We start from the raw sequence: 20,063 nt of genomic DNA, 5'->3' as shown, positions 1-20,063 counted from the left end.
GACCTTTATTTTAGCATCAGCGAAAGGATTGGATCAGAACTTGACCTTCACGCCGGTCGAGATCGCCGCCACGAGGTCATTGCCGAAGTCGTAGCCTGCCTCGTTGCCGCAGGTGAAGCCCGCGCCGCAGGGGCCGCCGTTGATCGAAGACTTACCCGAGGTCAGCAGACCAAGTGCGCCTGCAATCTTGAACTCGATGTTCTTGTTGGGCGAATAGACTACCTGTGTGCCAAGGGTCCAGGTGTCGGTCTGCGTACCGATAACCGTGGAAGTGCCACGATCCCAGGTCAGGCTGACCGCGCCGCTCCACTGTTCGTTGAACTTGTGACCAACGCCGCCGGAAATCGTCCAGCCGTCACGATAGAACAGGTCAAGCGTATTCAGCGTGTCTGCGCCACTTGGAACGCAGGGAGACGTGCCGACCGCGCAGAAAGGAATGACCTGAATCTGGCTCCAGTCGGTCCACTTCACCGAACCGAAAGCAAGCCAGTCTGGCGCTATGCCGGATTGCACCTTGAGTTCGATGCTGTCTGGCATGGAAACGGAGCCATAGATCGGCACGAGCTTGCCGCCGTATTTTGCAAGCGTCGGAGATATGGACGGCGGTGTCTGTGGGATCGCTCTGACATCGGCGAAGCCGGTCAGGTCATGATCAACAGCGCTGTTATAAACAAGGCTGGCGCGGAACGCGATTTCAGGGATTTCATAGGCCATGCCGGCGCGCCAGCCCCAGCCATCACCTTCCATCTCCAGCTTGCCGACGCCGCTGAAGCTGGACCATGCGGGATTAAGACCAAGCACGCCCGGTCCGAGAACCTGACGGTATTTGTAACCGCTGAGTTCCTGATAGAAACCGCCGCCGATGATCGAAAAATCGCCCTTGCCGAGATCGAACTTGACGCGGCAGGTCGTGGCGTAGTTGTGCGACTTGACCTTGGTTTCGATGTTGTAGCTCGATCCCTGCCAGATCCCGGGCTTCAAATGTGCGCCCCACGGTTCGGAGTAATCGAACATGCAGTCGCCCAAATCACCGATTGCCGCCTTGGCACCGATACGGGTCGACCAGAAATTTTCGGAGTCATCTGCGCTGTTCGACCAGGACGCGGGCAAAGGACCGCTTTTCAGCGGATTGTCCCGCGCATTCTCCACCTTGCGCTGCGGTGCGACGAAAGTGGCGGAACTGTCGAGAACATAATCGGACGGATCGAACAGCAGGTCGATATTATAACCGCCGCGCTCGAGGCCACCCGCCAGTGAGGGCGTTACCGCCGCGATGCTGACTGCGAAACATACCGCGCCGCGAAAAATTGCAGTTTTTGCCATCTCTCTCCCCAATCAAGGCAATGTGATCGTCAAAAGAGTGAAGCGCTTCGCGGCAAATGACAATCTGCCGCACTCTGGCACAGTTCTGCGACACTTCTCCATTTTTTACGTAAGAATTCCATGTCGATCCCCTTGTATAATCATTTTAGGTTATTTTTCTAATCCGATTGAAGCAATCAGACACAAAATGAAACAAATTCCCACTGGGGACAGGAATTGTCGCCAAATAACCACACTCACGAGTTTCCCGAGGAAACGCGCTTATCAGGCCGTTTTTGTTGGTTTTTTCGGCTGTTTTCAGCGATTTTGGCCGGATATGGCGTGAAATAATCGCTCTTTCAGCGCGCATGATTCGCCATTGCAGTGCAGCAATCAATCGAGACGAATTGTTACGCCAAAGAAAAAACGCCCCGTTGCAAACGGGGCGTTTTGTTCTGCAAAGCCTTAAGCGGTATTACCCCGCTTCGCTGACCCGTGTGAGCGCCGTTCTCAGGCTTGCGAGCTGAACTTCCAGCTCCGCCTTGCGCTCGCGCTCGGCGGCGACGACTTCCGGATCGGCATTGGCCACGAATTTTTCGTTCGACAGCTTCTTGTCGATACGTTCCATTTCCGCATCCACCTTGCCGATCGCCTTTTCGAGACGGGCTTCCTCAGCCGCCAGATCGATGAGCTTGCCGAGTGGCAGGCAGACGGTGGCCTCACCGACGATGATCTGCGCGGAACCCTTCGGCGCAACATCGGCGGCGCGGATTTCATCCGCACGCGCCAGACGCCGGATGGCGGCGGCATGGCGGTCAAGCCGCGCTTCGGTGGAAGTGTTGGCGCCGACGACAACCAGCGAGGCGGTGGCGCCTGGCGGCACGTTCATCTCGGCGCGCGCAGAGCGGATGCCGGAGACGAGATCGATCAGCCAGTTGATTTCAGCCGCCGCGGCATCGTCACGGAATTCCGGCTCCGGCCAGTCGGTGAGGCAAAGCAGGTTATCCCGCTCTTCTCCCTCACCGGCCGTATGAGCCCACAGCTCCTCCGTCATGAAGGGCATGAAGGGATGCAGGAGCTTGTAGATCTCCTCCAGAACATAAGCCGCGCAGGCCTGCGATTCCGTTTTCGCCTTTTCGTCTTCGCCGCTGAAGACGGGCTTCAGCAGTTCCAGATACCAGTCGCAGAACTGGTTCCAGACGAAACGATAGAGAATGCCGGAAGCATCGTTGAAGCGGAAGTTCTCAAGCGCCGCCGTCACGTCGCGCGCCGTATTGGCAAGCTCGGTCAGGATCCAGCGGTTGATGGTGAGCGAGGCGGTTTCAGCCAGGAAATGCGGATCGCGCTTCACGCCGTTCATTTCGGCAAAACGTGTCGCATTCCAGAGCTTGGTGCCGAAGTTGCGGTAACCGGCGATACGTGCCGGATCGAGCTTCACGTCGCGGCCCTGCGCCGCCATGATGGCCAGCGTGAAACGCAGCGCATCCGCGCCATATTCGTCGATCAGTTCCAAGGGATCGATGACGTTGCCCTTGGACTTCGACATCTTCTGGCCGTTCTTGTCGCGAACCAGCGCGTGGATGTAGACCGTGCTGAAGGGCTCGACCGGATTGCCGGCATCGTCCTTCATGAAATGCAGGCCCATCTGCATCATCCGCACCACCCAGAACGGGATGATGTCGAAACCGGTGACCAGCACATTGGTCGGATAATAACGCGCCAGTTCCGGCGTCTGCTCGGGCCAGCCGAGCGTCGAGAACGGCCAGAGCGCCGACGAGAACCAGGTGTCGAGCACGTCTTCGTCGCGGGTCAGGATTTCGCCGGGCGCGAAGTTTTCGAGCTTCTCTTCCACCCAGGCCTTCCACGGGCCTTCATGGGCGATGTAATGCTGGATGGCGGCCTGCAGCGCCTCTTCCTCGGTCTTTTCAACGAAGACCTGACCGTCCGGGCCGTACCATGCCGGAATCTGGTGTCCCCACCACAATTGCCGCGAGATACACCAGGGCTGGATGTTTTCCATCCACTGGAAGTAGGTGTTTTCCCAGTTCTTCGGCACGAAATTGGTGCGGCCTTCACGAACGGAGGCAATTGCCGGCTGGGCCAGCGTCTTGTTGTCCACCCACCATTGGTCGGTCAGGCGCGGCTCGATCGGCACGCCGCCGCGGTCGCCATGCGGCACCACATGCTTGTGCGGCTCGATCTTGTCGAGCAGGCCGGCTTCCTCGAAGATTTCGACGATGATCTTGCGGGCGGTAAAGCGGTCCTGCCCTTCGAGACGATCCCATGCGCCATGTAGCGCAGCCGGATGGTTGAGGCCTTCGAGGAAATCCTCGTTCTCCTTGATGGTGATCGTGCCATCGATATTCATGACATTGATGGCGCGCAGGCCGCAGCGCTTGCCGACTTCGAAATCGTTGAAGTCATGCGCCGGCGTGATCTTGACCGCACCGGTTCCAGCCGTCGGATCTGCATAATCATCGGCAACGATCGGGATCTTGCGGCCAACGATCGGCAGGATGACATGCTTGCCGATGATGCCCTTGTAGCGGTCATCCTTCGGGTTCACCGCAACGCCGGTATCGCCGAGCATGGTTTCGGGTCGCGTCGTGGCAACGACGATATAATCGCGCGTTTCAAACTCGGTGGGCTTGCCCTCCTCGTCGAAAGCGACCGGATACTGATAGGTGACGCCCTTTTCCAGCGGATAACGGAAGTGCCAGAGGTTGCCCTTCACCTCGATCTGTTCGACTTCCATGTCGGAAATCGCAGTCTGCAGCTTGGGGTCCCAGTTGACGAGGCGCTTGGCCTTGTAGATCAGGTTCTGCTTGTAGAGCGTGACGAAGACTTCGAGAACCGCCTCGGAGAGACCTTCATCCATGGTGAAGCGCTCGCGCGACCAGTCGCAGGAGGCGCCGAGGCGTTTCAGCTGGTTGAAGATCAGGCCGCCGGATTCAGCCTTCCATTCCCAGACCTTCTCCACGAAAGCCTCGCGGCCCATCTCGCGGCGGCCCGGCAGCTGCTGTTCCATCAGCTTGCGCTCGACGACCATCTGCGTGGCGATGCCGGCATGGTCCATGCCCGGCTGCCACAGCACGTCCTTGCCGCGCATGCGCTCGAAGCGGACCAGAATATCCTGCAACGTGTTGTTGAGCGCGTGGCCCATATGCAGGGAGCCGGTCACATTCGGCGGCGGGATGACGATGGTGAAGGTTTCCGCGCCCGGCTTGGCGTTGGCGCCGGCACGAAAAGCATTAGCCTCGTCCCAGGCTTTGGCGATCTTCGGTTCGACGGATGCGGAATCGTAGGTCTTTTCGAGCATTTCCTGACCTGAATTTTAGAGTTCTTGTGTGGATTTTTTAAATAAGGATGGACGGGAGAGAGTCAACAGAAACCCGCCCGCGAGCCAACCATTGAGTGGACCCACGGGTGACTATGCCCCCATAACACCTTCATCTTCAACAAAAAAGCCGCTCCTGTGCCGGAGCGGCTCCTGTTTCGTCGCATCATCAGCGAACACAGCCCGTGCCCGGGCCGGCCTTAACGGCGTGAGCCGCGCGCGACGCGCTCGATTTCCTCGCGCACGAGGCGCTCGACCAGCGTCGGAAGATTGTCTTCCAGCCAGTCCTGCAGCATCGGGCGCAGCATATCGGCAGCCAGATCCTCGATCGAACGCCGCTCGACGCCGTCGAAAACCTCCGCCAGCTCGCTGAAGGAACGGGCGATCTGCGCGCCGGCGGCGGCGGAAAGGAGATTGAGCGACAGGCCGTCCTCGACATCCGCCCTGTCTTTCGTTTCCAGCTCGGCCAGATCGAATGCCGGCATCTCCACGGCAGGCTCCCGCACCGTAACGTCGAAGCGCTCCGTGGCCAGCGGCGTTTCGATGGCGCCGCGCAGCGTCAGCTGATCGAAGCGGTTTTCCGCCAGAGGCGCGCTTTCAATGGCGGCCGCAGCGGCACGGTCTTCCGATGCGAAAGGCACCGGCTGCTCGCTGGCGCTGGCAACGGCGGCCATGAGCGGGCGAACATCCGTCGGACGCTGCGGTGCCGCCCGTTCAGTGGAGGGTGCGACAGGCTGCGATACATTCGAGGAAGCGGGTGTGGCCTCGGACGCGCCACGCTGGGCCTGCGCGGCAAATGCCTGCGGCCCCATGGCGGCGTTGCGGTCGGCGGCGGCGCGCACGCGGGCGGCGACATCGGCAAGCGACATGGTCTTTTCACCCTGGCTCTCCTGCCGCTCGGCGGCGGGCTTTTCGGAGGCCGGCGAAAAATCCTGCGCCGGACGGGCGCCAAAAGCCTGATTTGCAGCGGGGGGAACACGCGCCGGCGGGCTCACGGGCTCCGCCACGAAGGCGGCCTCGCTTGCGGCTCCGTCTTCATCGTCATAAACCGGCGGCAACTGCCCGGAAAACGCGCCTGCCGGCCCGGTTTCGTTGCTTTCGATGATCCGGCGAATAGACGCCAGAATTTCTTCCATGGACGGTTCACGCGCGACACTTGGCTGAGCCATATCAATCCCCGGTTTCCACTCTTGAGCACCCTTGCCGCATCCCTCGGATATCGGCCGGAGCACTCTTACCTGTTCAATTCGCACATCGTTTCCGCGACAACCGAAGCCGGTGCCGGGCCGATGCCCTGAAACAGGTTCGGCCAAAGCGCTTGAGCATTTCGCCATCCCTGTTGCAGGCTCATACGGGGCAGAAATACGCACACCCCGAATCACCCTTAGTCTAGGGCAGCATAACCCGGAACTAAATCACTGATTCGACAAGTTTCATGATGATGCACAGCTTTGTGCGCGCGGCCCGGAAACCGGTACTCTCCTGATAAGTCAGGCACAAAAAAGCCGGGGCGGAAAATCCACCCCGGCTCTCTGAAAACGGATGATCGTCTGCCGATCAGAAAACGAATTCGGCGGCCTTGGCGAAACCCGGCAAAGGCTTGACCGAAGCATTGAAGAAGGTGGCAGCCGATGTGCTGTTGCCGTCGCGGCGATAGACGGTTGCCTTTGCGGCATTGCCGTAGCCAACGACGACGACCAGACGACCGCCTTCGCGCAGCTGATCTGTCAGCGCCGCAGGCACTTCTTCCACCGAGCCGTTGATGAAAATAAGGTCGTAGGGTGCCTCGCCCGCATAACCCTTGCCGAGATCGCCGGTCACGACGGCGACATTGTCATATCCGAGCGATGCCAGCGTCCCGGTCGCTTCCGCTGCCAGCGCCTCGTCGCTTTCAAGCGAAACGACCGAACCGGCAAGCTCCGAAAGAATGGCGGCCGCATAACCGGAACCACCGCCGACTTCCAGCACCACATCTTCCTTAGACACTGCCACAAGCTGCAAAAGCTTCGCCAGCGGCGAGGCCTTCATGACGTAACGGGCCGGGCGGCCGTCGCGGACCGGACAGATCTGCAGATCCTCGTCCACATAGGCAATCTGCCGCACGCCCGCCGGCACGAAAGCCTCGCGCGGCACGCTCAAAAACGCCTTCAGCACCGAATGCGACGTCACGTCGGTCGTGCGCAACTGGCTGTCGACCATATTGGCGCGTGCGGTTTCGAAATCCATCATGTCCTTATCGCCTCAATTTCAAGGATAGGGGCTGGGAACCAGCCCAAAGTCGGAAGATGCAGCCGACCGTTAAAACAATCTCATAATTGCCAGAAGCTGCGCTTTCAAGCGCGCTCATTGGCTGCGATCCCAAAAAGCACTGGCGGGTGATGCAAATTTCTCGCGATCGGCAGGAAATACGCCGTCAGGAGGCGGGAATATCCGGCATGATCCACCAGAAAAGCTGAACGAGATCGCTCCAGAGCCGCGCCATGTCCTCGATCATCTCGACCGTCGTCGTATAGGCATAGATCGCCAGAACAGTAACGACACCGACGAGCAGCCATGGCCAGAGCCTTCGCTTCCTGTCGTTGCCCGCATTGTCTCGCTGATCCTGATCCACGCTCTCCTCCTGCATTCTGGCCGAAAACGGCACGCGCCCGCATCATCTGCGGAGCGTAGATAAATATGATGCCGATGGTGAGAGAAATTTGGAGGCCTCGCCCGGAATTGAACCGGGGTACAAGGATTTGCAGGCTTTCACCCGCTCTTGATTTACCATCGCAATTTCCCTGTTTGTCGCAACCATGTTGCAGTCAATCGAGCAAAATGTTCGCGGCTTGTGCTAGTTCTGTCCCATCATCCAGCCGCGGGAATAGGTGTCCGTAGGTGTCCATGGTCATCACGATCGAGGAGTGGCCCATGCGCTCCTGCACCATTTTGACCGGCAGACCTAAGCCACCGTCTTCCTTCCGGTTGATGAGCCAAGAGGCGTAGAAGTGGCGTAGCGCATGGAGGCCTGTATATTTCGCCTCGACGGCATCCCCCTCGCCCACGGTCACGCCAGATCGAATCATCGCCGGCTTGAGGCCCTTGTTCACGATGTTCGCGTGTGACCGCGGTTCGCCCTCTGGATTGGCGAATACGAGTTCGAACCCCGGCGGCTGCCGGAGCTTGTGCTCTTTCAACGCCGCGATAACGACGGGTGGAACCGGGATAGTTCTGACGCCAGCCTCCGACTTCGTCGGGCCGATTTCCTTGAACTGGTCGGCGCGCTGATTGACATGGATCTCGGCTTTCTTGAAATTCACGTCCCTCCAGCGAAGGCCCCGAATTTCCGACGACCTCATGCCGGTAAAGACGGCAGTCACAAGCAATGGCTTCCAGTTCCCATCCAGAGCGGCCACGAGCGCCTTGATCTCGCCTCTGGTGGGAATGTCCACCCCGATCACGAGCTTGCCCTTCTGGCGCTTCTCCTGGCGCCTATCACGCCCCTTGCGGCTGGAGCGGATGTCCCGCACTGGATTTCGCGTTGCGAGGCCTCGCTCGTTCGCGTCGGACAAGATCGAGCCGAGCGAAGTCAAAACCTTTTTGACCATAGCCGGCGATCGGCCGTTTTCGCGCATCAAATCTTCGAAGTCTCTCACGGTCGGCACAGTAAGACGTGACAACAGCGTCTGTCCGATCAATGGATTGATGTGGTGCTTCAGGTGGCTTTTGCGCTGATCCATAGATGAGCGCTCAAGACCTGCGCTTTCGCCAGAGGCTATCCACAGAGAGCCCGCTTTCTCGACGGTCACACTTGCACTATCAGCGACGTGGACGCCTTCCCTGACCTCTACAGAGGCCGTTGCGGCGAACCGGTCCGCCTCCTTCTTCAGCTTGAATGTCTTCAGCCGGCGCTTTCCGACGGTGTCGAAATAATCGACCACCCAAGCGCTCTTCGCTTCACCCTTCGGCGTCGTCCATTCACGCTTGCGGACTGACATCAAACATCTTCCTCTGTGTCTCCAAGCAGCTTGTCCGCCTTTTTGATCAGCCGCTCAGTTTCCTTCATCTGCGCTTTCCCCTGATCAAGCAAAAGTTGTTGCTGTGCCGCTCGTATCTTTTCCAGCTTCTCTTGGATCTCATCGATCTCATCTAAGAAACTCAGTTCTTGCGCTAATCGCTCTGGGTCTGGGTAGGCGTCTTCGAGCGTGGACACAATCTCTGTGTTCATACTCCGTCCATTGGCTTCTGCGGTCGCTTTGATACGATCTCGCAAACCCGGCGGAAGGCGGATTTGAAAACGCTCAGCTAGTTCACTCGGGTACTTTTCTTTGTCACTCATTTCGTATGGATGCAACTTGCACCCAAAAATGTCAATGATGCGACTTGCACCTACGGGATGCTGATGCTATTACGGTTAATGGATGCAAGTTGCATCTATGAACCAAAAGGGAACATTATGGAAAGTGTTAATCATAGCCCGCTTGACCTGCTTTGGGGTGCCGAAGAGATCGGCAAGGCAATTGGGCGCTCCACCCGCGCAACCTTCGACATGCTGGATAAGGGCGAGCTCCCCGCCAAAAAGGTAAATGGTCGGTGGGTAATCAGCCGCAAGAAGCTCATCGACTTCTTCATGGAGGCTGCATGACCTCCCAGAACGCAAACGGCCCGGCAGAGGCGGCAACCTCTCCGGACCATGGCTCAATCACTCACCCCTGCATGAGGAAAGAAGAAATGAACGAGGCAACGAATAGCACGGCGTCGGCTGAAGCACCAGACCCATTGCTGGCAGCGATCCACAACTACAAGCGCGGGCTGGCAGAATTCAATTTCCGCACCTTCGATGTTCCCGACGACAAATGGAACGATGTGGCCGAGGAAACCTATGTTCCCCACCTCGATGCCATCACCAAATGGAATGAGCCGGCATCGTCAGCAGAGGCCGCAAAGCAAGCGCTCCGCCTCTGCCTGAAAGACGAAGGCGGAATGGCGGCAATCAGAAGGTAGTTGTCGAGCACGTTCACGTTCACAGCGGAGGCCAAGCCATCGTCGGCAACGTCACCCACGGGGGGCGGGGTGGAAATCAAAAGGGGGTACAATCCCATGGACAGCAAGATTTATCCTTACCAGCTCGCGCCGCGGTGCTCGGCCATGTCGAAGCGGACAAAGTGCCAATGCCAGGCGCCAGCGGAGCGCGGGAAGACAGTGTGCCGGTTCCACGGAGCCCGCGCCGGAGCGCCAAAGGGGAAAAAGAACGGCGCTTATAAGCACGGCCGTTTTACCTGCGAAATGATCGAAGTCCGCAGAGAGATTGCCGAAATCGGGCGTCAGCATCGCGACATGATGGCGCTTCTTTCCGGCGGCGGCCGGTAGCACCTTATCAACACAATTCAACACACAAATTGATGTTGTTGCAGCAACCTATCATCATCTGTTATAAATTGGCCAGCGACCACGGATGAACTGGCGCAAAGGATTGGCCGGCCTTCCGAGGTGACGGCCTTTCTTTTTGCCTGGAGTTTTCCCATGATTACCGAGATCGAGATTGACGGCATTGGCACCCTCCGCCCTATGAACGCTTTCCAGCTTCAGCGCGCTATGAGGATCAAGGATAGGGGCAATCGAGCCATTGCTCTTTCAGCTTTCGGACTCGGCTTGAGCGTACAGCAATTCAAGAAACTAACGCCTGAGAAGCAGCGTGAAATCTGGGATGCCCATAGCCGCCTCATATCGCCCGCTGCAATCGCTCCAAGGCGTGAGCAAAGCAATCAGGCCCCACACTCAACAAAGCCATACACGAGGCTGTCAGAGGCGCAGAAAGCCCACTATGGGCGAGAACTTCTCAACATGAAGGCTTCGTTGCCTCGCGGTCATTTCGGTCCATGGCTACGTGAAAAGAGTGGGCTGACTGTTAGCCAAGCTCAACGGTATATGCGAATGGCGAAGTGAATCCCGTTGACAGGCACAACCTGTGATGATGAAAATTCAAGCTTGCGGCTTGGAGGGATATGCATGCGCAAATGGGTTCTGTCAGCAGTGTTTTTGGTTTCGATCACTGCTCCTGCAATGGCGGGTTTTCAGCAATGGTCAGTGAGTACAGAGGACGATCCTTTCTCTGGCGGTAAGCGTGTAACAGTCGATTTCATGAGCTCCCTTCGGTCGGGCGTCATCGTAATATGTGACACTGCCGAGAAAGGACTTATGTTTCGAGCTATACCGGGCTTCGCATTCGATACACGGCTTCAGGGCCTCACACCTGAAATTGAGTTTGCAATCGATGGAGTAAAGCTCCTCGGGCAGACAGGAGAGACAGGAGCCGTCGGGGACAACTTGGCCGCCGCCCAAGTTATGCTGACGAAAGAGAATGCGGAATCTCTCGTTGCATCGTTCGCCACTGCCAAGAAGCAAATTGCCATCAAAGATGGTATCAGCGATCGACCGCATCTATTGACCGCGAGAGGGTCAACTAAGGCGAGTGCTTCTCTGCTCGCGTGCATGAAGACGCAGAAGTGAAGTGCCGTGCATTCTTGAGTACTGGCATGGGTAACTTTGGGGGATGGAATTGGAGTACAGGAAGGCAACAACCAGCGATCTAGCTAAGGTCTTTCGGAATAACGAGGAGCGATTGACAGCAGAGTACGTCGCCGCTGGCTTCAATCCACGCAAAGTGAAGGACATGTTTCGAGGATGGGTGATCGCCGGCGATGCCCACGCACTTACGCATGAAGGCGAACCTGTTGCGATTATTGCCTGGCAGGCAGTCGACGGTTGCGTCTTTACAAGTTTCGCGGCCGTCCCCGAATTCTTCGACAAAAAATTCGTGCGCTTCAGCCGCGTACACGTCAGGCGGATACAAGTCGACCACGATAACAAGCCGGTCGTCGCCGTAAGCTATGGGACGCGTTCTGACCTTAGCCGATGGTTCTCATTGCTTGGATTTGAACGAGGGATCACTGAAGGGCAAGCTACCCCCTACACGCTGCTACCGAAACCCGCCACCGTCTCCTAGTCCGCCTTCCTCTCCCGCTCTTGCTCGGTGGTGGTCATGGGGGACCGGTTACCTAGCGGGAATGACCATTATCATTAGCCGTCTCAGGACAATTTCAGGATTTGATCAGTGCCAGTTTCTTATTTTGCCACCAATTCTACAACACGAACCCGAGCGGTGCAGATCTACCTCATTCTAATCGGCGCGGCACATCGCCGAGAGATATTAACGTATCAGATGATCGCGGATCGCCTAGGTTATAAGGGGTCAGGCGTCTTGGATAGGCAACTCGGGCACTTGATGTATTGGTGCGACGAAAACGGCCTACCACCCCTCACTGTTCTTGTCGTAAACAAGAAAACAGGATTGCCTGGCACTGGCTTGATACTCTCTTCCGACCTCAATGCAGACAGAGAAGCCGTCTTCCAGTTTAATTGGTATTCCATAGTTCCGCCAACGGCTGCGGAACTTCCGGAATCTTGATGCACAATTTGCTATCGATAGGTCAGCGGCGGCTGACACAGCTAGTGAACCGCCGCTGTTAAGGTTGGCATGGGAGGTTAGGTTTTGGACTATGAACACGCAGCCTGAATTTTTACAGTCTTACGTCGTGCCAGTTTGTCTATTCGAGGATCGGGTAAGCTCAATATTTGCGCATTCGCTCGTCGGGACGGCGTTCTTCATAAACTCTTCGGGTGTTTTCCTTACTGCATCACACGTTTTGGAGCAGGCTGCCGCAATGGCAAAAGCCCGCGATCAACTCGTAGGTCTGGTGGTAAAAATTCAAGTCGACGGCACCACAAAAAATGGTGTTGTACTAGTCGACAATTTTGAAAACGCCCCTGCACCTCACGATATCGCTATCGGCAAGGTGCCTGTAGTTACCTCTACTCATTTGACTTTGGAGACCTTCGACATCGATGTTTGGAAAGATGTAGCTACTTTTGGCTATCCGCTTTCCGCCCTTGGAGGCGAGCCTGAAGATTTTCGCATTAATCTTCGCGCCCATAAAGGTTACATCCAACGCATTACGAAGCCGCAGGACATGAAGATAGGCAGACATCCGGACGGTTTCGAGTTAAGTTTCAACATTAGCCCGGGCATGAGCGGCTCACCAATTTTCATTTATCGCGACGGAAATGACCTAGTCGTAGGAGTAAGTGTCAGCTCATTCCGAGGAGAGACTACCGAGTCTGAGATATCGGAGGTCCTTGATGACGGACGGTTGTTTACTGAAAAGCGAGTACGCATCGAGGAGTACGGGTTTGCTCACGACATTCGTGGCCTGCTGGATTGGAAGCCTTCCTTGTTCGGCGGGCGAACGCTCCTAGAACTTTCCAAATTATAAATGCTGCCACCAAGCCCACCTTGTTCCCGGCGGGAGGTGATCATGAACTTTGTGCAAGCAGTGATGATCGTTATCGTCAGCGCAACGCGCGCCAATTGCGCCCATATCGAAACAGTAAATCCTCGTCGTTAGCCTGTCAGAAAGCGTACGATAGAGAAGACGTGGACAAAGATCCGCAGCGCTTCATAAGGTCGCCCTATTCCCACCAAAAGCGGAGACGGAGCCATGGGTGAGCTGCAGGAATTGCTGAGAGCAAAAGCCGAGATCGAGGCGAAGATAGAGGAAGTTAAGGCTTCAGAGGTCGAGCGCCTGAAGCTTCAGTTTGTTGATTTGGCCACGCAGTTGCGGGAACTCAATTCCCTTCCATCCTCGCTAGTCGATCTGTTCACAGATAAGGCCGGCACCTTCAACGCATATCGCACGCTGAGAGTGAAAAAGCCGGCTTGATGCGATGTCGCTCGCGCAGTTTGTCAGAGGCGCAGCGTCTGCTGAGCGTATCCGTGAAAGGATGCTGCGATCTGGCTTTACCCTCTTCGGACAGAAGTTGTGGACTGAGGATGAGGATTTCATCTGCCGCTTATTCCATCCAGATTTCTTTGCCCTGCGCCAGATCCTTTACAACAGGACGGAGTGCGCCATCAGGACCAGATGCAGGAAGCTGGGACTGACGTCGCCCAGAAGAACCTGGGGCCCGCTCGACAAGCAGCGGTTACGCAAGCTTTACCCTGAAGCCACCCACGATGAGCTGCGCGCTGCTTTCCCTGGCGTGGAAATCGAGCGCATTCGCAAGGTGGCTTACTATTACGGCTACCGTCGTAAGCGAAAACCGTACAAAATCACCGGCGTTAAATCTCTCGACCAACTGCGATCGCGAGCTTACGAAATCGGTTGGTACATGCCAGACGTGGACGACGAGGCCGGCACTGGCCGCTATTTCCGGTCACGCGGCTGCCGGAGCAAATACCCAAACTTCAAGGCCATTCAGCGAGGTGTGAAGGCGCTTGGCGGACACCTTGAAGCTGCGTGGGATGAGTAGCGAGAAGACCAGTTACCAATACCGGTCTTCAACCCAATTTAAAGATCGTGGAATACTTTCGGAGCGCGTCGAAGGTATTGACACAAGGCACACCGAAGACCTCGCAAACATTGGGAATTGGCACCCGCCGCTTCGAATAGGGCTCGATGACCTCGTGAGTTATTATCGTGGCGCCAATCGTCATTGCCTTTGCGATCAGCCACGGGTCGGCCTTCGCTAAGAATTTTTCAACCCCAATTTCTTTGTAACCGCCGTCCACCACAGCCTGAACTACCGCAGTGAAATTCTCTTGGGTCGTGTCATCATCTACCGATAAAAACCAGTCCGCGTCACGGCGATCCTTTGCCCATGCTGCGAGTTCGTCTTTACCCTCTATCAGCTCGTCGCGAACATTCACGATAGTCCCGACTTCGGTGCCGCATACGCTATCCATCCACTCCCAAAAGCCAGGACAGATATCGAAGGCATAGTAGCGATTTTTTGCCTCAATGAAGATGTTCGAATCTAACAGAAGCTTCATTAAGCTGCCCGCCTACGAGAATGGAATTTCATCACCGATCCCGGCTGGGTATTGAGGAGGGCTGCGGCTTGTCTCAACAATAGCCGACCAGAAACCGCCTCATTAACGACGGAGTTCGTAAAGCGGCCACCATTGCGCACGGGGAGCGTACGGTAAAAATCTCCGCCACTACCGTTATCCTCTTCCCACTTTCTGCTCTCCACAGCGTAGTATCGCTTGTAGTCGTCTTCGGCTATTAGCCCCAAATCGAAGGCTCTTCGGGCCGTCACAATGCGGCTCACTTTGAAATGCTTCGCGTTTCGATCAATGTTCCATCCAGCGGGATTTTCAGGCATCCAAAGGGCAAGCAAATCCTCGGCCGGCACCAGAAACTCTGCAGCGATTTGATTGCATTTACGCTCTAAAGATCGATGTGTACCATAGTCTATGTCCCCTATGCGGACGTTAGATATCCCGCTCTCTCCAAGCCATATGTGGGCGAGCTCATGGGCAAACGTGAAAATCTGGGCAGCTTTGGCGTCAGTACCATTAATGAAAACAAGGGGAATTATTGGGTCGCTGATTGCAAACCCCCTGAATTGCGAAACGGACAACACCCGCGTCGTGTTGCTGCCCACCACACCGTTTCGCATTACCCATATGCCCGCATCCTCTGCTTTCCTCATCAGGACAGTGAGGTATGCTTCCCAATTTGTCACAGAACCAATGTCGAATTTGGCCTCACGAAAAAGCACCCTCTTGATGTCGCGGGCTACCTCGGTCACCGAGCTATTTACGTTAAAGCTACCAACGAAAGGCAAGTCGTCACCGTCAATTTCGATACAGAAATCGCGATACCAGTCTCGTTTAAAAAGTACATCTTTCAGCAAGTCTCGAAAGTTATGATCCAGCCCGGTGGCGGGATCGCTTCCTACCGTTCGCAAGTCCGGAATTGGCAGTTCGTCATCGGGCGGAGTTCTCCGGTATAAAAATCCAAAAGGTATATGGAGACACTTCGCCAATTTTTGCGCTTGAGCGAAAGAAGGCTGATCAACGCCGTCGAACCACGACAAAACCTTTTCTGGCTCCAGCTTGAGCTTGGCGCTTACCGCCTCCGCGCTGATATTGGCGCGGTCTGCAGCCCATACGATCATATCCGAATTGATCAGCGCTTTGGTCATGTGTTTTCGATAGTTGATTCTATGTTGGAGATTGCACGCAGATAGAGGTTAACGAAAGGCATACTTTCGTCCAGCTTTCATCTGAGAACCTCAATACAAAACGAATTGTTTCGAAATTTATTACAGTGTTACAGAAATCCATCACCGGCATGGTCCTTAAACCTATCGGCCCGCCGCACGTAGGTTTCCACGGTGCGCGGATCACGATGGCGGGTCACTTCCATGATGCGGGATATGCTAGCCCGGTTCTCTGCCGCCGACGTGACGAAGCCAGCGCGCAGCGAATGGCCGGATAGACTTGCCACATCGAGGCCGGCGGCATCGGCATACTTCTTGACGATCAACGCCACGGCTTGATCAGTTAATGTCTCTCCAGTCAGGCGGTCACCACGATTGAAGCGGCGGAAGATTGGGCCCGAGATTATCCCGGCCGCCTGCAGCCACTCCTTGAGCCTGTCAGCGGGTTTCAGTGCCTTGCCGTTCAGGATGGCAACCGATTGGCCTTTCGCCTCTTGATCCGTCTTGGATTTCGGAAGGAACACGTCAACGCCCTCCTGGCCGAAAGTCAAATCCTCGAACGTGATCGCCACAAGCTCGGAGCGACGGAAGGCGCCCGCGAAACCGAGCAACAGCAGCGCCCTGTCGCGCTTGCCCTGCAGGCTGTCGGCGTTGATCCGCGCTATCATGGCATGAATGACGTCCACCGTTGCTGGAGCCTTCTGGCGTGCCGCTGTGCCCACTGTACGGCGTATGCCCTTCAGGATGGCCGCTACGCCTGCATGGTCCGTTGGGTTATCCAGACCAGCGCCGCGATGAAAGAAGCGAATGGCGGCCAGCTTGCGGGCGATCGTAGGCACCTTTTTGCCAGCATCGGCAAGATAGGAAGCATAGTTCGCCACGGTCGCAGCGCTGGCCGGCAGATGCGATCGGTCGCGAGCCACACACCAATCTTGAAAATCCTGCCAATCGCTTTTGTAGGCCCGCATGGTGTTGCTGGACAACGCAGCGCGACCGTAGTCTAGCGCGGCGTCAGAGAGCTCGGAGACAGCCTCTATTCCCGGCGGCTGAGACATCAACGTGTGTGCGGACATTTGGTAACCCTATCCTGCAGTTGATTAGTAGCTATAAGCGGCCTGCTCGTCAGCGCGCCGAAAGATGCCGGTCCGACTACATGTTGCAAATCATGTCGCATGGATTCGCCGTAGCCACAGGGAATCGCCCGGAAATCACGGAAACCACAGCGCAACAAGGCGCGACATGAAAAACCCACAGCGAGAGGGCTTTTCATCAATAAACATTTGATTTTACTGGTGAAATTTTTGGAGGCCTCGCCCGGAATTGAACCGGGGTACAAGGATTTGCAGTCCTCTGCGTCACCACTCCGCCACGAGGCCTCACACGCTCTTCAATTCAAGCGATGGCGGGCATTTAGAACGAATCCATTTTGGGCGCAAGAGGGTTCGTTCCGAATGCGATGTTTTTTCAAGCAGGATCGGCGCAACGGATTAGCCTCTCACTAAGCGCTTAAGATTGCGTGGTTTTTTATATCTTCCTCATATTTCAGAAGAAACTACGCCCGCATTCGGCGCATTGGCAGCGACGCGGGCATTGCTGTATTCCCGTGGGCGGTCAATCAAATTCGCCCAAGCAGGACCAGGATCAGGACGATGACCAGAACCAGTCCGAGACCGCCCGAGGGGCCATAACCGTAGCTATGGTAACCCCAGCTTGGCAGTGCGCCGATCAGGAAAAGAATGAGCAGGATGACGAGGATGGTGCCGAGCATGTGTAGCCCTCCTTTATTGGCCCATTATTGGCATGGGTCCCTGTCTGTTTGAATGATAAAGCGTGCAAAAGGTTCCCTCCTCTGGCATCCATCGCCGCACAAGCCTTGAAGCCTTTCAACGGGTTAAACCATTATTCGCGAATGGGGCAGCTTACCGCACCTTCCCTCGGGCTGAGGGAAACGGGCGTTATCGCCAACCCATCGAAAAACAATTCGTCGGATAATGATATCGGGCGACCGGACCTCTACCCGCGCCCGGATGCGGGCGACGTTCCGGCTTTTCCACGGGGTGAGGATGGCAACGATTTATTCGAGGTAATTTCTCGGTCTATGTATCCCGCCCGCCGTTCGACATACTCTTGAAAGTCGCCCGTTCCCTGAAACTGACGGGAGACAGAGAGACCTGGCATCACTGGCAGTGCGCCAGGTCTCCCCCCGCAGCCTCTCTGCCCTCCATTCCGGTACCGGCACACGGACATGTGACCGGCGTCCCATCGCATGGCTCTTGCCTTGCCTCTTTTTCTCCGGCTAGACCCCAGGCCGGGAGGGAGAAACGAGAATCACATGTCCGGTTTTGCGAACCTCATCCCGCTTTTCATCTTCGCCTTCCTCGTCTACGCTTTCTTCCGCTGGGTCGCGCGCGACATTCAGAATCCGAAGAGCAAATAGCCGGGACGAATTATCCCCGATCCTCTTGCCCACCGGGAACCGCTGCGCCTCCATATCGTTTTCGCAGACGCACTTCGGAGGACAGGATGAAAACGCTCGTATCATCGGCCACTATGGCGCTCGCACTGGCGCTTGCGGGATGCACCACAGCCGGACCCGCCGTTTACGCCGGACCAGCGCCCTATGTCGAACCGATCCCTGGCAGCATCATCTATAGGGGCCAGCCGCGCACCAAGCTGACGAAATCGCCGATCGGCAGCACCTTCACCCATGAATTCCGCATCGACGGCAGCACGCGGGCGGTGGAAACCTATCGCATCGCGCCGGACCGTTCGCTGGAACTCATCGACCGGCGCATCATTCGCGAGTGGCTTTTCGGGCGCGACGACTGACCGCAGGGAACAGGCGGAAACGGTCCTCGACCGGGATTGCGCATCCCGCCCGCTTCGTTTAGAGCCGGGCGCGATAATCAATATGGAAGAGCGATGAACACGCGCTGGCAAAAACCCGTCCTGATCGCCTTCGAAACGCCGGGCGATTATACGAGCATCGACACCACGCAGGCCGCCTCCTGGGCGCTGATCGAGGACTGGCCGATCGAAGATGGCGAAGCGCTGGACAAGGCGCTGCTCATCTGCGCCGCCGTCGATGCCGGCAGAAAAAAGCCGGAGGATGCGCGCAGGGCCTTCATCGCCGCCGCAATCGAGGCAGGCCTCGATATCAAGGCCTGACGGCAGGTAGGCCTCAGCCTTATAAATGCGCCCTGCGGCGCCGCGTTTTCAAGATAACGGGTTCGATGGATCGCAACAGATGGAAGCTTCAGGAAACATGAAAAAAGCCCTGTTCATTTTTCTCCTCTCCTGCCTGGCGATCGGCCTTCTCGGCCATCTCGTGGTGGCCTTCGTCGTCACCGGCTGACGCGCCCTGCCCCTTGCCTCGCGCCGCCCGACAGCGGCGTGTTAAAAATTCCTAAATTTCATTCTTCTGTTATGGAACTGCGGGAAGCTTCGTCCGTTCTCTTTTCGCTCATCACAAGGAGGGTTGGAATGCGTGACGGATTGAACGGTTTTCTCGAAATCTCGATGCTTGGCTTCGTGGTTGCAAGCTGCCTTTTCATGGTCAACCTGCCGATCTGACCCCGCTTCAAACTCCCTGCCCGACGTTACCGGCAACGTGAAATCCCGGCATAAGAAAATGCGGCCTTTCGGGCCGCATTTCTTTTTCAGCAAGCCGTCAAATCAGGCGGAAAGCTTGGCGGCGAGCTTCGCCACATGGGCGCCCTGGAAGCGAGCGGCTTCCAGCTCGATCGCCGAAGGCTGGCGCGAGCCGTCGCCATCGGTGATGGTGGAGGCGCCATAGGGCGAACCGCCCTTGATTTCATCGACACCCATCTGGCCCTGGAAGGCATAAGGCAGGCCGGCAACCGCCATGCCATGGTGCAGGAAGGTGGGCAGGAAACCGAGAATGGTCGATTCCTGACCGCCATGCTGCGTGGCGGAGGAAGTGAAGGCCGAGCCGACCTTGCCAACCAGCTTGCCGCTGAACCACAGACCGCCGGTCTGGTCCCAGAAATTACGCATCTGCGAGGCGACCGTGCCGAAACGCGTGCCGGCACCGACGATGATGGCGTCGTAATCAGCCAGTTCGTCCACGGTTGCGATCGGCGCTGCCTGATCAAGCTTGAAGTGCGAGGATCTGGCGACCTCTTCCGGCACCAGTTCAGGAACGCGCTTGACGACGACGTCCGCGCCCGTCGATTTTACACCTTCGGCAACGGCATAGGCCATCGTCTCGATGTGACCGTAAGAAGAATAATAGAGTACCAAAACTTTCGTCATTCTCTTCGTTTCCCTTGTTGGAGCTGTTTCCGGCGTACCGGTTATAAGTTTCTTCAAAAACTCGATGATCATTGGCGTTGACCCGTAAAACTGTGTGACAAAA

23 protein-coding genes and 1 tRNA gene are annotated in these 20,063 nt (G+C 56.6%); 11 read left to right on the top strand and 13 right to left on the bottom strand.

What is annotated here, in order from left to right:
* Positions 1-33: 33 nt before the first annotated feature.
* The 7 genes from O3S81_RS04140 to O3S81_RS04110 all read right to left on the bottom strand — a co-directional run bounded on the left by O3S81_RS04140 (position 34) and on the right by O3S81_RS04110 (position 8,957).
* Positions 34-1,323 (bottom strand): OmpP1/FadL family transporter, encoded by a 1,290-nt coding sequence (locus O3S81_RS04140; RefSeq protein ID WP_269341166.1) that lies wholly within the window; start codon positions 1,321-1,323, stop codon positions 34-36.
* Positions 1,324-1,777: 454 nt separating this feature from the next.
* Complete coding sequence (locus O3S81_RS04135) at positions 1,778-4,621, bottom strand: valine--tRNA ligase (RefSeq protein WP_269341165.1); 2,844 nt, start codon at positions 4,619-4,621, stop codon at positions 1,778-1,780.
* A gap of 218 nt (positions 4,622-4,839) precedes the next feature.
* Positions 4,840-5,808 carry a cell division protein PopZ gene (gene popZ / locus O3S81_RS04130; RefSeq protein ID WP_269341164.1) on the bottom strand — a complete coding sequence of 323 codons (969 nt, stop codon included), beginning with the start codon at positions 5,806-5,808 and terminating at the stop codon, positions 4,840-4,842.
* Positions 5,809-6,196: 388 nt separating this feature from the next.
* Entirely contained in the window at positions 6,197-6,868 is a 672-nt protein-coding gene (locus O3S81_RS04125; RefSeq protein WP_269341162.1) for a protein-L-isoaspartate O-methyltransferase family protein, read from the bottom strand.
* 184 nt (positions 6,869-7,052) lie between these two features.
* Positions 7,053-7,250 (bottom strand): hypothetical protein, encoded by a 198-nt coding sequence (locus tag O3S81_RS04120; protein ID WP_442864862.1) that lies wholly within the window; start codon positions 7,248-7,250, stop codon positions 7,053-7,055.
* 193 nt (positions 7,251-7,443) lie between these two features.
* A complete protein-coding gene (locus O3S81_RS04115; protein WP_269341160.1) occupies positions 7,444-8,616 on the bottom strand; it encodes a tyrosine-type recombinase/integrase in 1,173 nt (390 codons plus the stop codon).
* Positions 8,616-8,957 carry an Arc family DNA-binding protein gene (locus tag O3S81_RS04110; RefSeq protein ID WP_269341158.1) on the bottom strand — a complete coding sequence of 114 codons (342 nt, stop codon included), beginning with the start codon at positions 8,955-8,957 and terminating at the stop codon, positions 8,616-8,618. The genes O3S81_RS04115 and O3S81_RS04110 overlap by 1 nt, the downstream gene beginning before the upstream one ends.
* A 9-nt stretch (positions 8,958-8,966) precedes the next feature.
* Here O3S81_RS04110 and O3S81_RS26560 point away from each other — a divergent pair, with 9 nt between their 5' ends.
* From O3S81_RS26560 to O3S81_RS04065, 9 genes are all read left to right on the top strand, one after another.
* Complete coding sequence (locus tag O3S81_RS26560; protein WP_331284176.1) at positions 8,967-9,263, top strand: hypothetical protein; 297 nt, start codon at positions 8,967-8,969, stop codon at positions 9,261-9,263.
* A gap of 86 nt (positions 9,264-9,349) precedes the next feature.
* Positions 9,350-9,622, top strand: coding sequence for a hypothetical protein (locus tag O3S81_RS04100; protein ID WP_269341156.1), 273 nt, complete (start codon positions 9,350-9,352; stop codon positions 9,620-9,622).
* Between the two features lie 96 nt (positions 9,623-9,718).
* On the top strand, positions 9,719-9,988 hold the full coding sequence (locus O3S81_RS04095) for a hypothetical protein (protein WP_269341155.1): 270 nt from the start codon (positions 9,719-9,721) through the stop codon (positions 9,986-9,988).
* A 153-nt stretch (positions 9,989-10,141) separates the two neighbouring features.
* Entirely contained in the window at positions 10,142-10,564 is a 423-nt protein-coding gene (locus O3S81_RS04090) for a hypothetical protein (protein WP_269341153.1), read from the top strand.
* 63 nt (positions 10,565-10,627) lie between these two features.
* Positions 10,628-11,128, top strand: coding sequence for a hypothetical protein (locus tag O3S81_RS04085; RefSeq protein WP_269341152.1), 501 nt, complete (start codon positions 10,628-10,630; stop codon positions 11,126-11,128).
* Between the two features lie 112 nt (positions 11,129-11,240).
* Positions 11,241-11,624: a hypothetical protein gene (locus tag O3S81_RS04080; RefSeq protein ID WP_269341150.1), complete on the top strand. Its 384-nt coding sequence runs from the start codon at positions 11,241-11,243 to the stop codon at positions 11,622-11,624.
* A 553-nt stretch (positions 11,625-12,177) separates the two neighbouring features.
* Positions 12,178-12,951: a S1 family peptidase gene (locus tag O3S81_RS04075; RefSeq protein ID WP_269341149.1), complete on the top strand. Its 774-nt coding sequence runs from the start codon at positions 12,178-12,180 to the stop codon at positions 12,949-12,951.
* Positions 12,952-13,176: 225 nt separating this feature from the next.
* Positions 13,177-13,398 carry a hypothetical protein gene (locus O3S81_RS04070; RefSeq protein WP_025592359.1) on the top strand — a complete coding sequence of 74 codons (222 nt, stop codon included), beginning with the start codon at positions 13,177-13,179 and terminating at the stop codon, positions 13,396-13,398.
* A 4-nt stretch (positions 13,399-13,402) separates the two neighbouring features.
* Positions 13,403-13,987 (top strand): hypothetical protein, encoded by a 585-nt coding sequence (locus tag O3S81_RS04065; protein WP_269341146.1) that lies wholly within the window; start codon positions 13,403-13,405, stop codon positions 13,985-13,987.
* A 28-nt stretch (positions 13,988-14,015) separates the two neighbouring features.
* Here O3S81_RS04065 and O3S81_RS04060 read toward each other — a convergent pair whose 3' ends face one another.
* The 5 genes from O3S81_RS04060 to O3S81_RS04040 all read right to left on the bottom strand — a co-directional run bounded on the left by O3S81_RS04060 (position 14,016) and on the right by O3S81_RS04040 (position 17,453).
* A complete protein-coding gene (locus O3S81_RS04060; RefSeq protein ID WP_269341144.1) occupies positions 14,016-14,507 on the bottom strand; it encodes a DUF4411 family protein in 492 nt (163 codons plus the stop codon).
* The gene (locus tag O3S81_RS04055) at positions 14,507-15,667 is read right to left on the bottom strand and encodes an ImmA/IrrE family metallo-endopeptidase (protein WP_269341142.1); all 1,161 of its coding nucleotides are present in this window, start codon (positions 15,665-15,667) and stop codon (positions 14,507-14,509) included. The genes O3S81_RS04060 and O3S81_RS04055 overlap by 1 nt, the downstream gene beginning before the upstream one ends.
* Before the next feature lie 128 nt (positions 15,668-15,795).
* On the bottom strand, positions 15,796-16,758 hold the full coding sequence (locus O3S81_RS04050; RefSeq protein ID WP_269341140.1) for a site-specific integrase: 963 nt from the start codon (positions 16,756-16,758) through the stop codon (positions 15,796-15,798).
* Between the two features lie 229 nt (positions 16,759-16,987).
* Positions 16,988-17,061: transfer RNA gene (locus O3S81_RS04045), tRNA-Cys, on the bottom strand.
* A 239-nt stretch (positions 17,062-17,300) separates the two neighbouring features.
* Complete coding sequence (locus O3S81_RS04040) at positions 17,301-17,453, bottom strand: DUF3309 family protein (RefSeq protein ID WP_269341139.1); 153 nt, start codon at positions 17,451-17,453, stop codon at positions 17,301-17,303.
* Positions 17,454-18,208: 755 nt separating this feature from the next.
* Between O3S81_RS04040 and O3S81_RS04035 the strand changes: the two genes are divergently transcribed.
* Positions 18,209-18,514 carry a hypothetical protein gene (locus O3S81_RS04035; protein ID WP_269341137.1) on the top strand — a complete coding sequence of 102 codons (306 nt, stop codon included), beginning with the start codon at positions 18,209-18,211 and terminating at the stop codon, positions 18,512-18,514.
* 93 nt (positions 18,515-18,607) lie between these two features.
* Positions 18,608-18,853 carry a DUF982 domain-containing protein gene (locus O3S81_RS04030; protein WP_269341136.1) on the top strand — a complete coding sequence of 82 codons (246 nt, stop codon included), beginning with the start codon at positions 18,608-18,610 and terminating at the stop codon, positions 18,851-18,853.
* A gap of 507 nt (positions 18,854-19,360) precedes the next feature.
* Here O3S81_RS04030 and wrbA read toward each other — a convergent pair.
* Entirely contained in the window at positions 19,361-19,960 is a 600-nt protein-coding gene (gene wrbA, locus O3S81_RS04025) for an NAD(P)H:quinone oxidoreductase type IV (RefSeq protein WP_269341134.1), read from the bottom strand.
* Positions 19,961-20,063 lie beyond the last annotated feature (103 nt).

Origin of the sequence: Agrobacterium sp. SOY23 (assembly GCF_027212525.1) — a bacterium.
Classification (GTDB): Bacteria; Pseudomonadota; Alphaproteobacteria; order Rhizobiales; family Rhizobiaceae; genus Agrobacterium; species Agrobacterium tumefaciens_I.
This window is presented reverse-complemented; position numbering and strand designations above follow the sequence as displayed.

Excerpts from the sequence above, each read along its gene's own strand:
- O3S81_RS04100 (WP_269341156.1), top strand. The coding sequence starts at position 9,350 with ATGAACGAGGCAACGAATAGCACGGCGTCGGCTGAAGCACCAGACCCA.
- O3S81_RS26560 (WP_331284176.1), top strand. The coding sequence starts at position 8,967 with ATGCAACTTGCACCCAAAAATGTCAATGATGCGACTTGCACCTACGGG.
- O3S81_RS04070 (WP_025592359.1), top strand. The coding sequence starts at position 13,177 with ATGGGTGAGCTGCAGGAATTGCTGAGAGCAAAAGCCGAGATCGAGGCG.
- O3S81_RS04095 (WP_269341155.1), top strand. The coding sequence starts at position 9,719 with ATGGACAGCAAGATTTATCCTTACCAGCTCGCGCCGCGGTGCTCGGCC.
- O3S81_RS04030 (WP_269341136.1), top strand. The coding sequence starts at position 18,608 with ATGAACACGCGCTGGCAAAAACCCGTCCTGATCGCCTTCGAAACGCCG.
- O3S81_RS04075 (WP_269341149.1), top strand. The coding sequence starts at position 12,178 with ATGAACACGCAGCCTGAATTTTTACAGTCTTACGTCGTGCCAGTTTGT.
- O3S81_RS04055 (WP_269341142.1), bottom strand. The coding sequence starts at position 15,667 with ATGACCAAAGCGCTGATCAATTCGGATATGATCGTATGGGCTGCAGAC.
- O3S81_RS04140 (WP_269341166.1), bottom strand. The coding sequence starts at position 1,323 with ATGGCAAAAACTGCAATTTTTCGCGGCGCGGTATGTTTCGCAGTCAGC.
- wrbA (WP_269341134.1), bottom strand. The coding sequence starts at position 19,960 with ATGACGAAAGTTTTGGTACTCTATTATTCTTCTTACGGTCACATCGAG.
- O3S81_RS04085 (WP_269341152.1), top strand. The coding sequence starts at position 10,628 with ATGCGCAAATGGGTTCTGTCAGCAGTGTTTTTGGTTTCGATCACTGCT.
- O3S81_RS04035 (WP_269341137.1), top strand. The coding sequence starts at position 18,209 with ATGAAAACGCTCGTATCATCGGCCACTATGGCGCTCGCACTGGCGCTT.
- O3S81_RS04040 (WP_269341139.1), bottom strand. The coding sequence starts at position 17,453 with ATGCTCGGCACCATCCTCGTCATCCTGCTCATTCTTTTCCTGATCGGC.
- O3S81_RS04125 (WP_269341162.1), bottom strand. The coding sequence starts at position 6,868 with ATGATGGATTTCGAAACCGCACGCGCCAATATGGTCGACAGCCAGTTG.
- O3S81_RS04090 (WP_269341153.1), top strand. The coding sequence starts at position 10,142 with ATGATTACCGAGATCGAGATTGACGGCATTGGCACCCTCCGCCCTATG.
- O3S81_RS04050 (WP_269341140.1), bottom strand. The coding sequence starts at position 16,758 with ATGTCCGCACACACGTTGATGTCTCAGCCGCCGGGAATAGAGGCTGTC.
- O3S81_RS04065 (WP_269341146.1), top strand. The coding sequence starts at position 13,403 with ATGTCGCTCGCGCAGTTTGTCAGAGGCGCAGCGTCTGCTGAGCGTATC.
- O3S81_RS04115 (WP_269341160.1), bottom strand. The coding sequence starts at position 8,616 with ATGTCAGTCCGCAAGCGTGAATGGACGACGCCGAAGGGTGAAGCGAAG.
- popZ (WP_269341164.1), bottom strand. The coding sequence starts at position 5,808 with ATGGCTCAGCCAAGTGTCGCGCGTGAACCGTCCATGGAAGAAATTCTG.
- O3S81_RS04060 (WP_269341144.1), bottom strand. The coding sequence starts at position 14,507 with ATGAAGCTTCTGTTAGATTCGAACATCTTCATTGAGGCAAAAAATCGC.
- O3S81_RS04110 (WP_269341158.1), bottom strand. The coding sequence starts at position 8,957 with ATGAGTGACAAAGAAAAGTACCCGAGTGAACTAGCTGAGCGTTTTCAA.
- O3S81_RS04135 (WP_269341165.1), bottom strand. The coding sequence starts at position 4,621 with ATGCTCGAAAAGACCTACGATTCCGCATCCGTCGAACCGAAGATCGCC.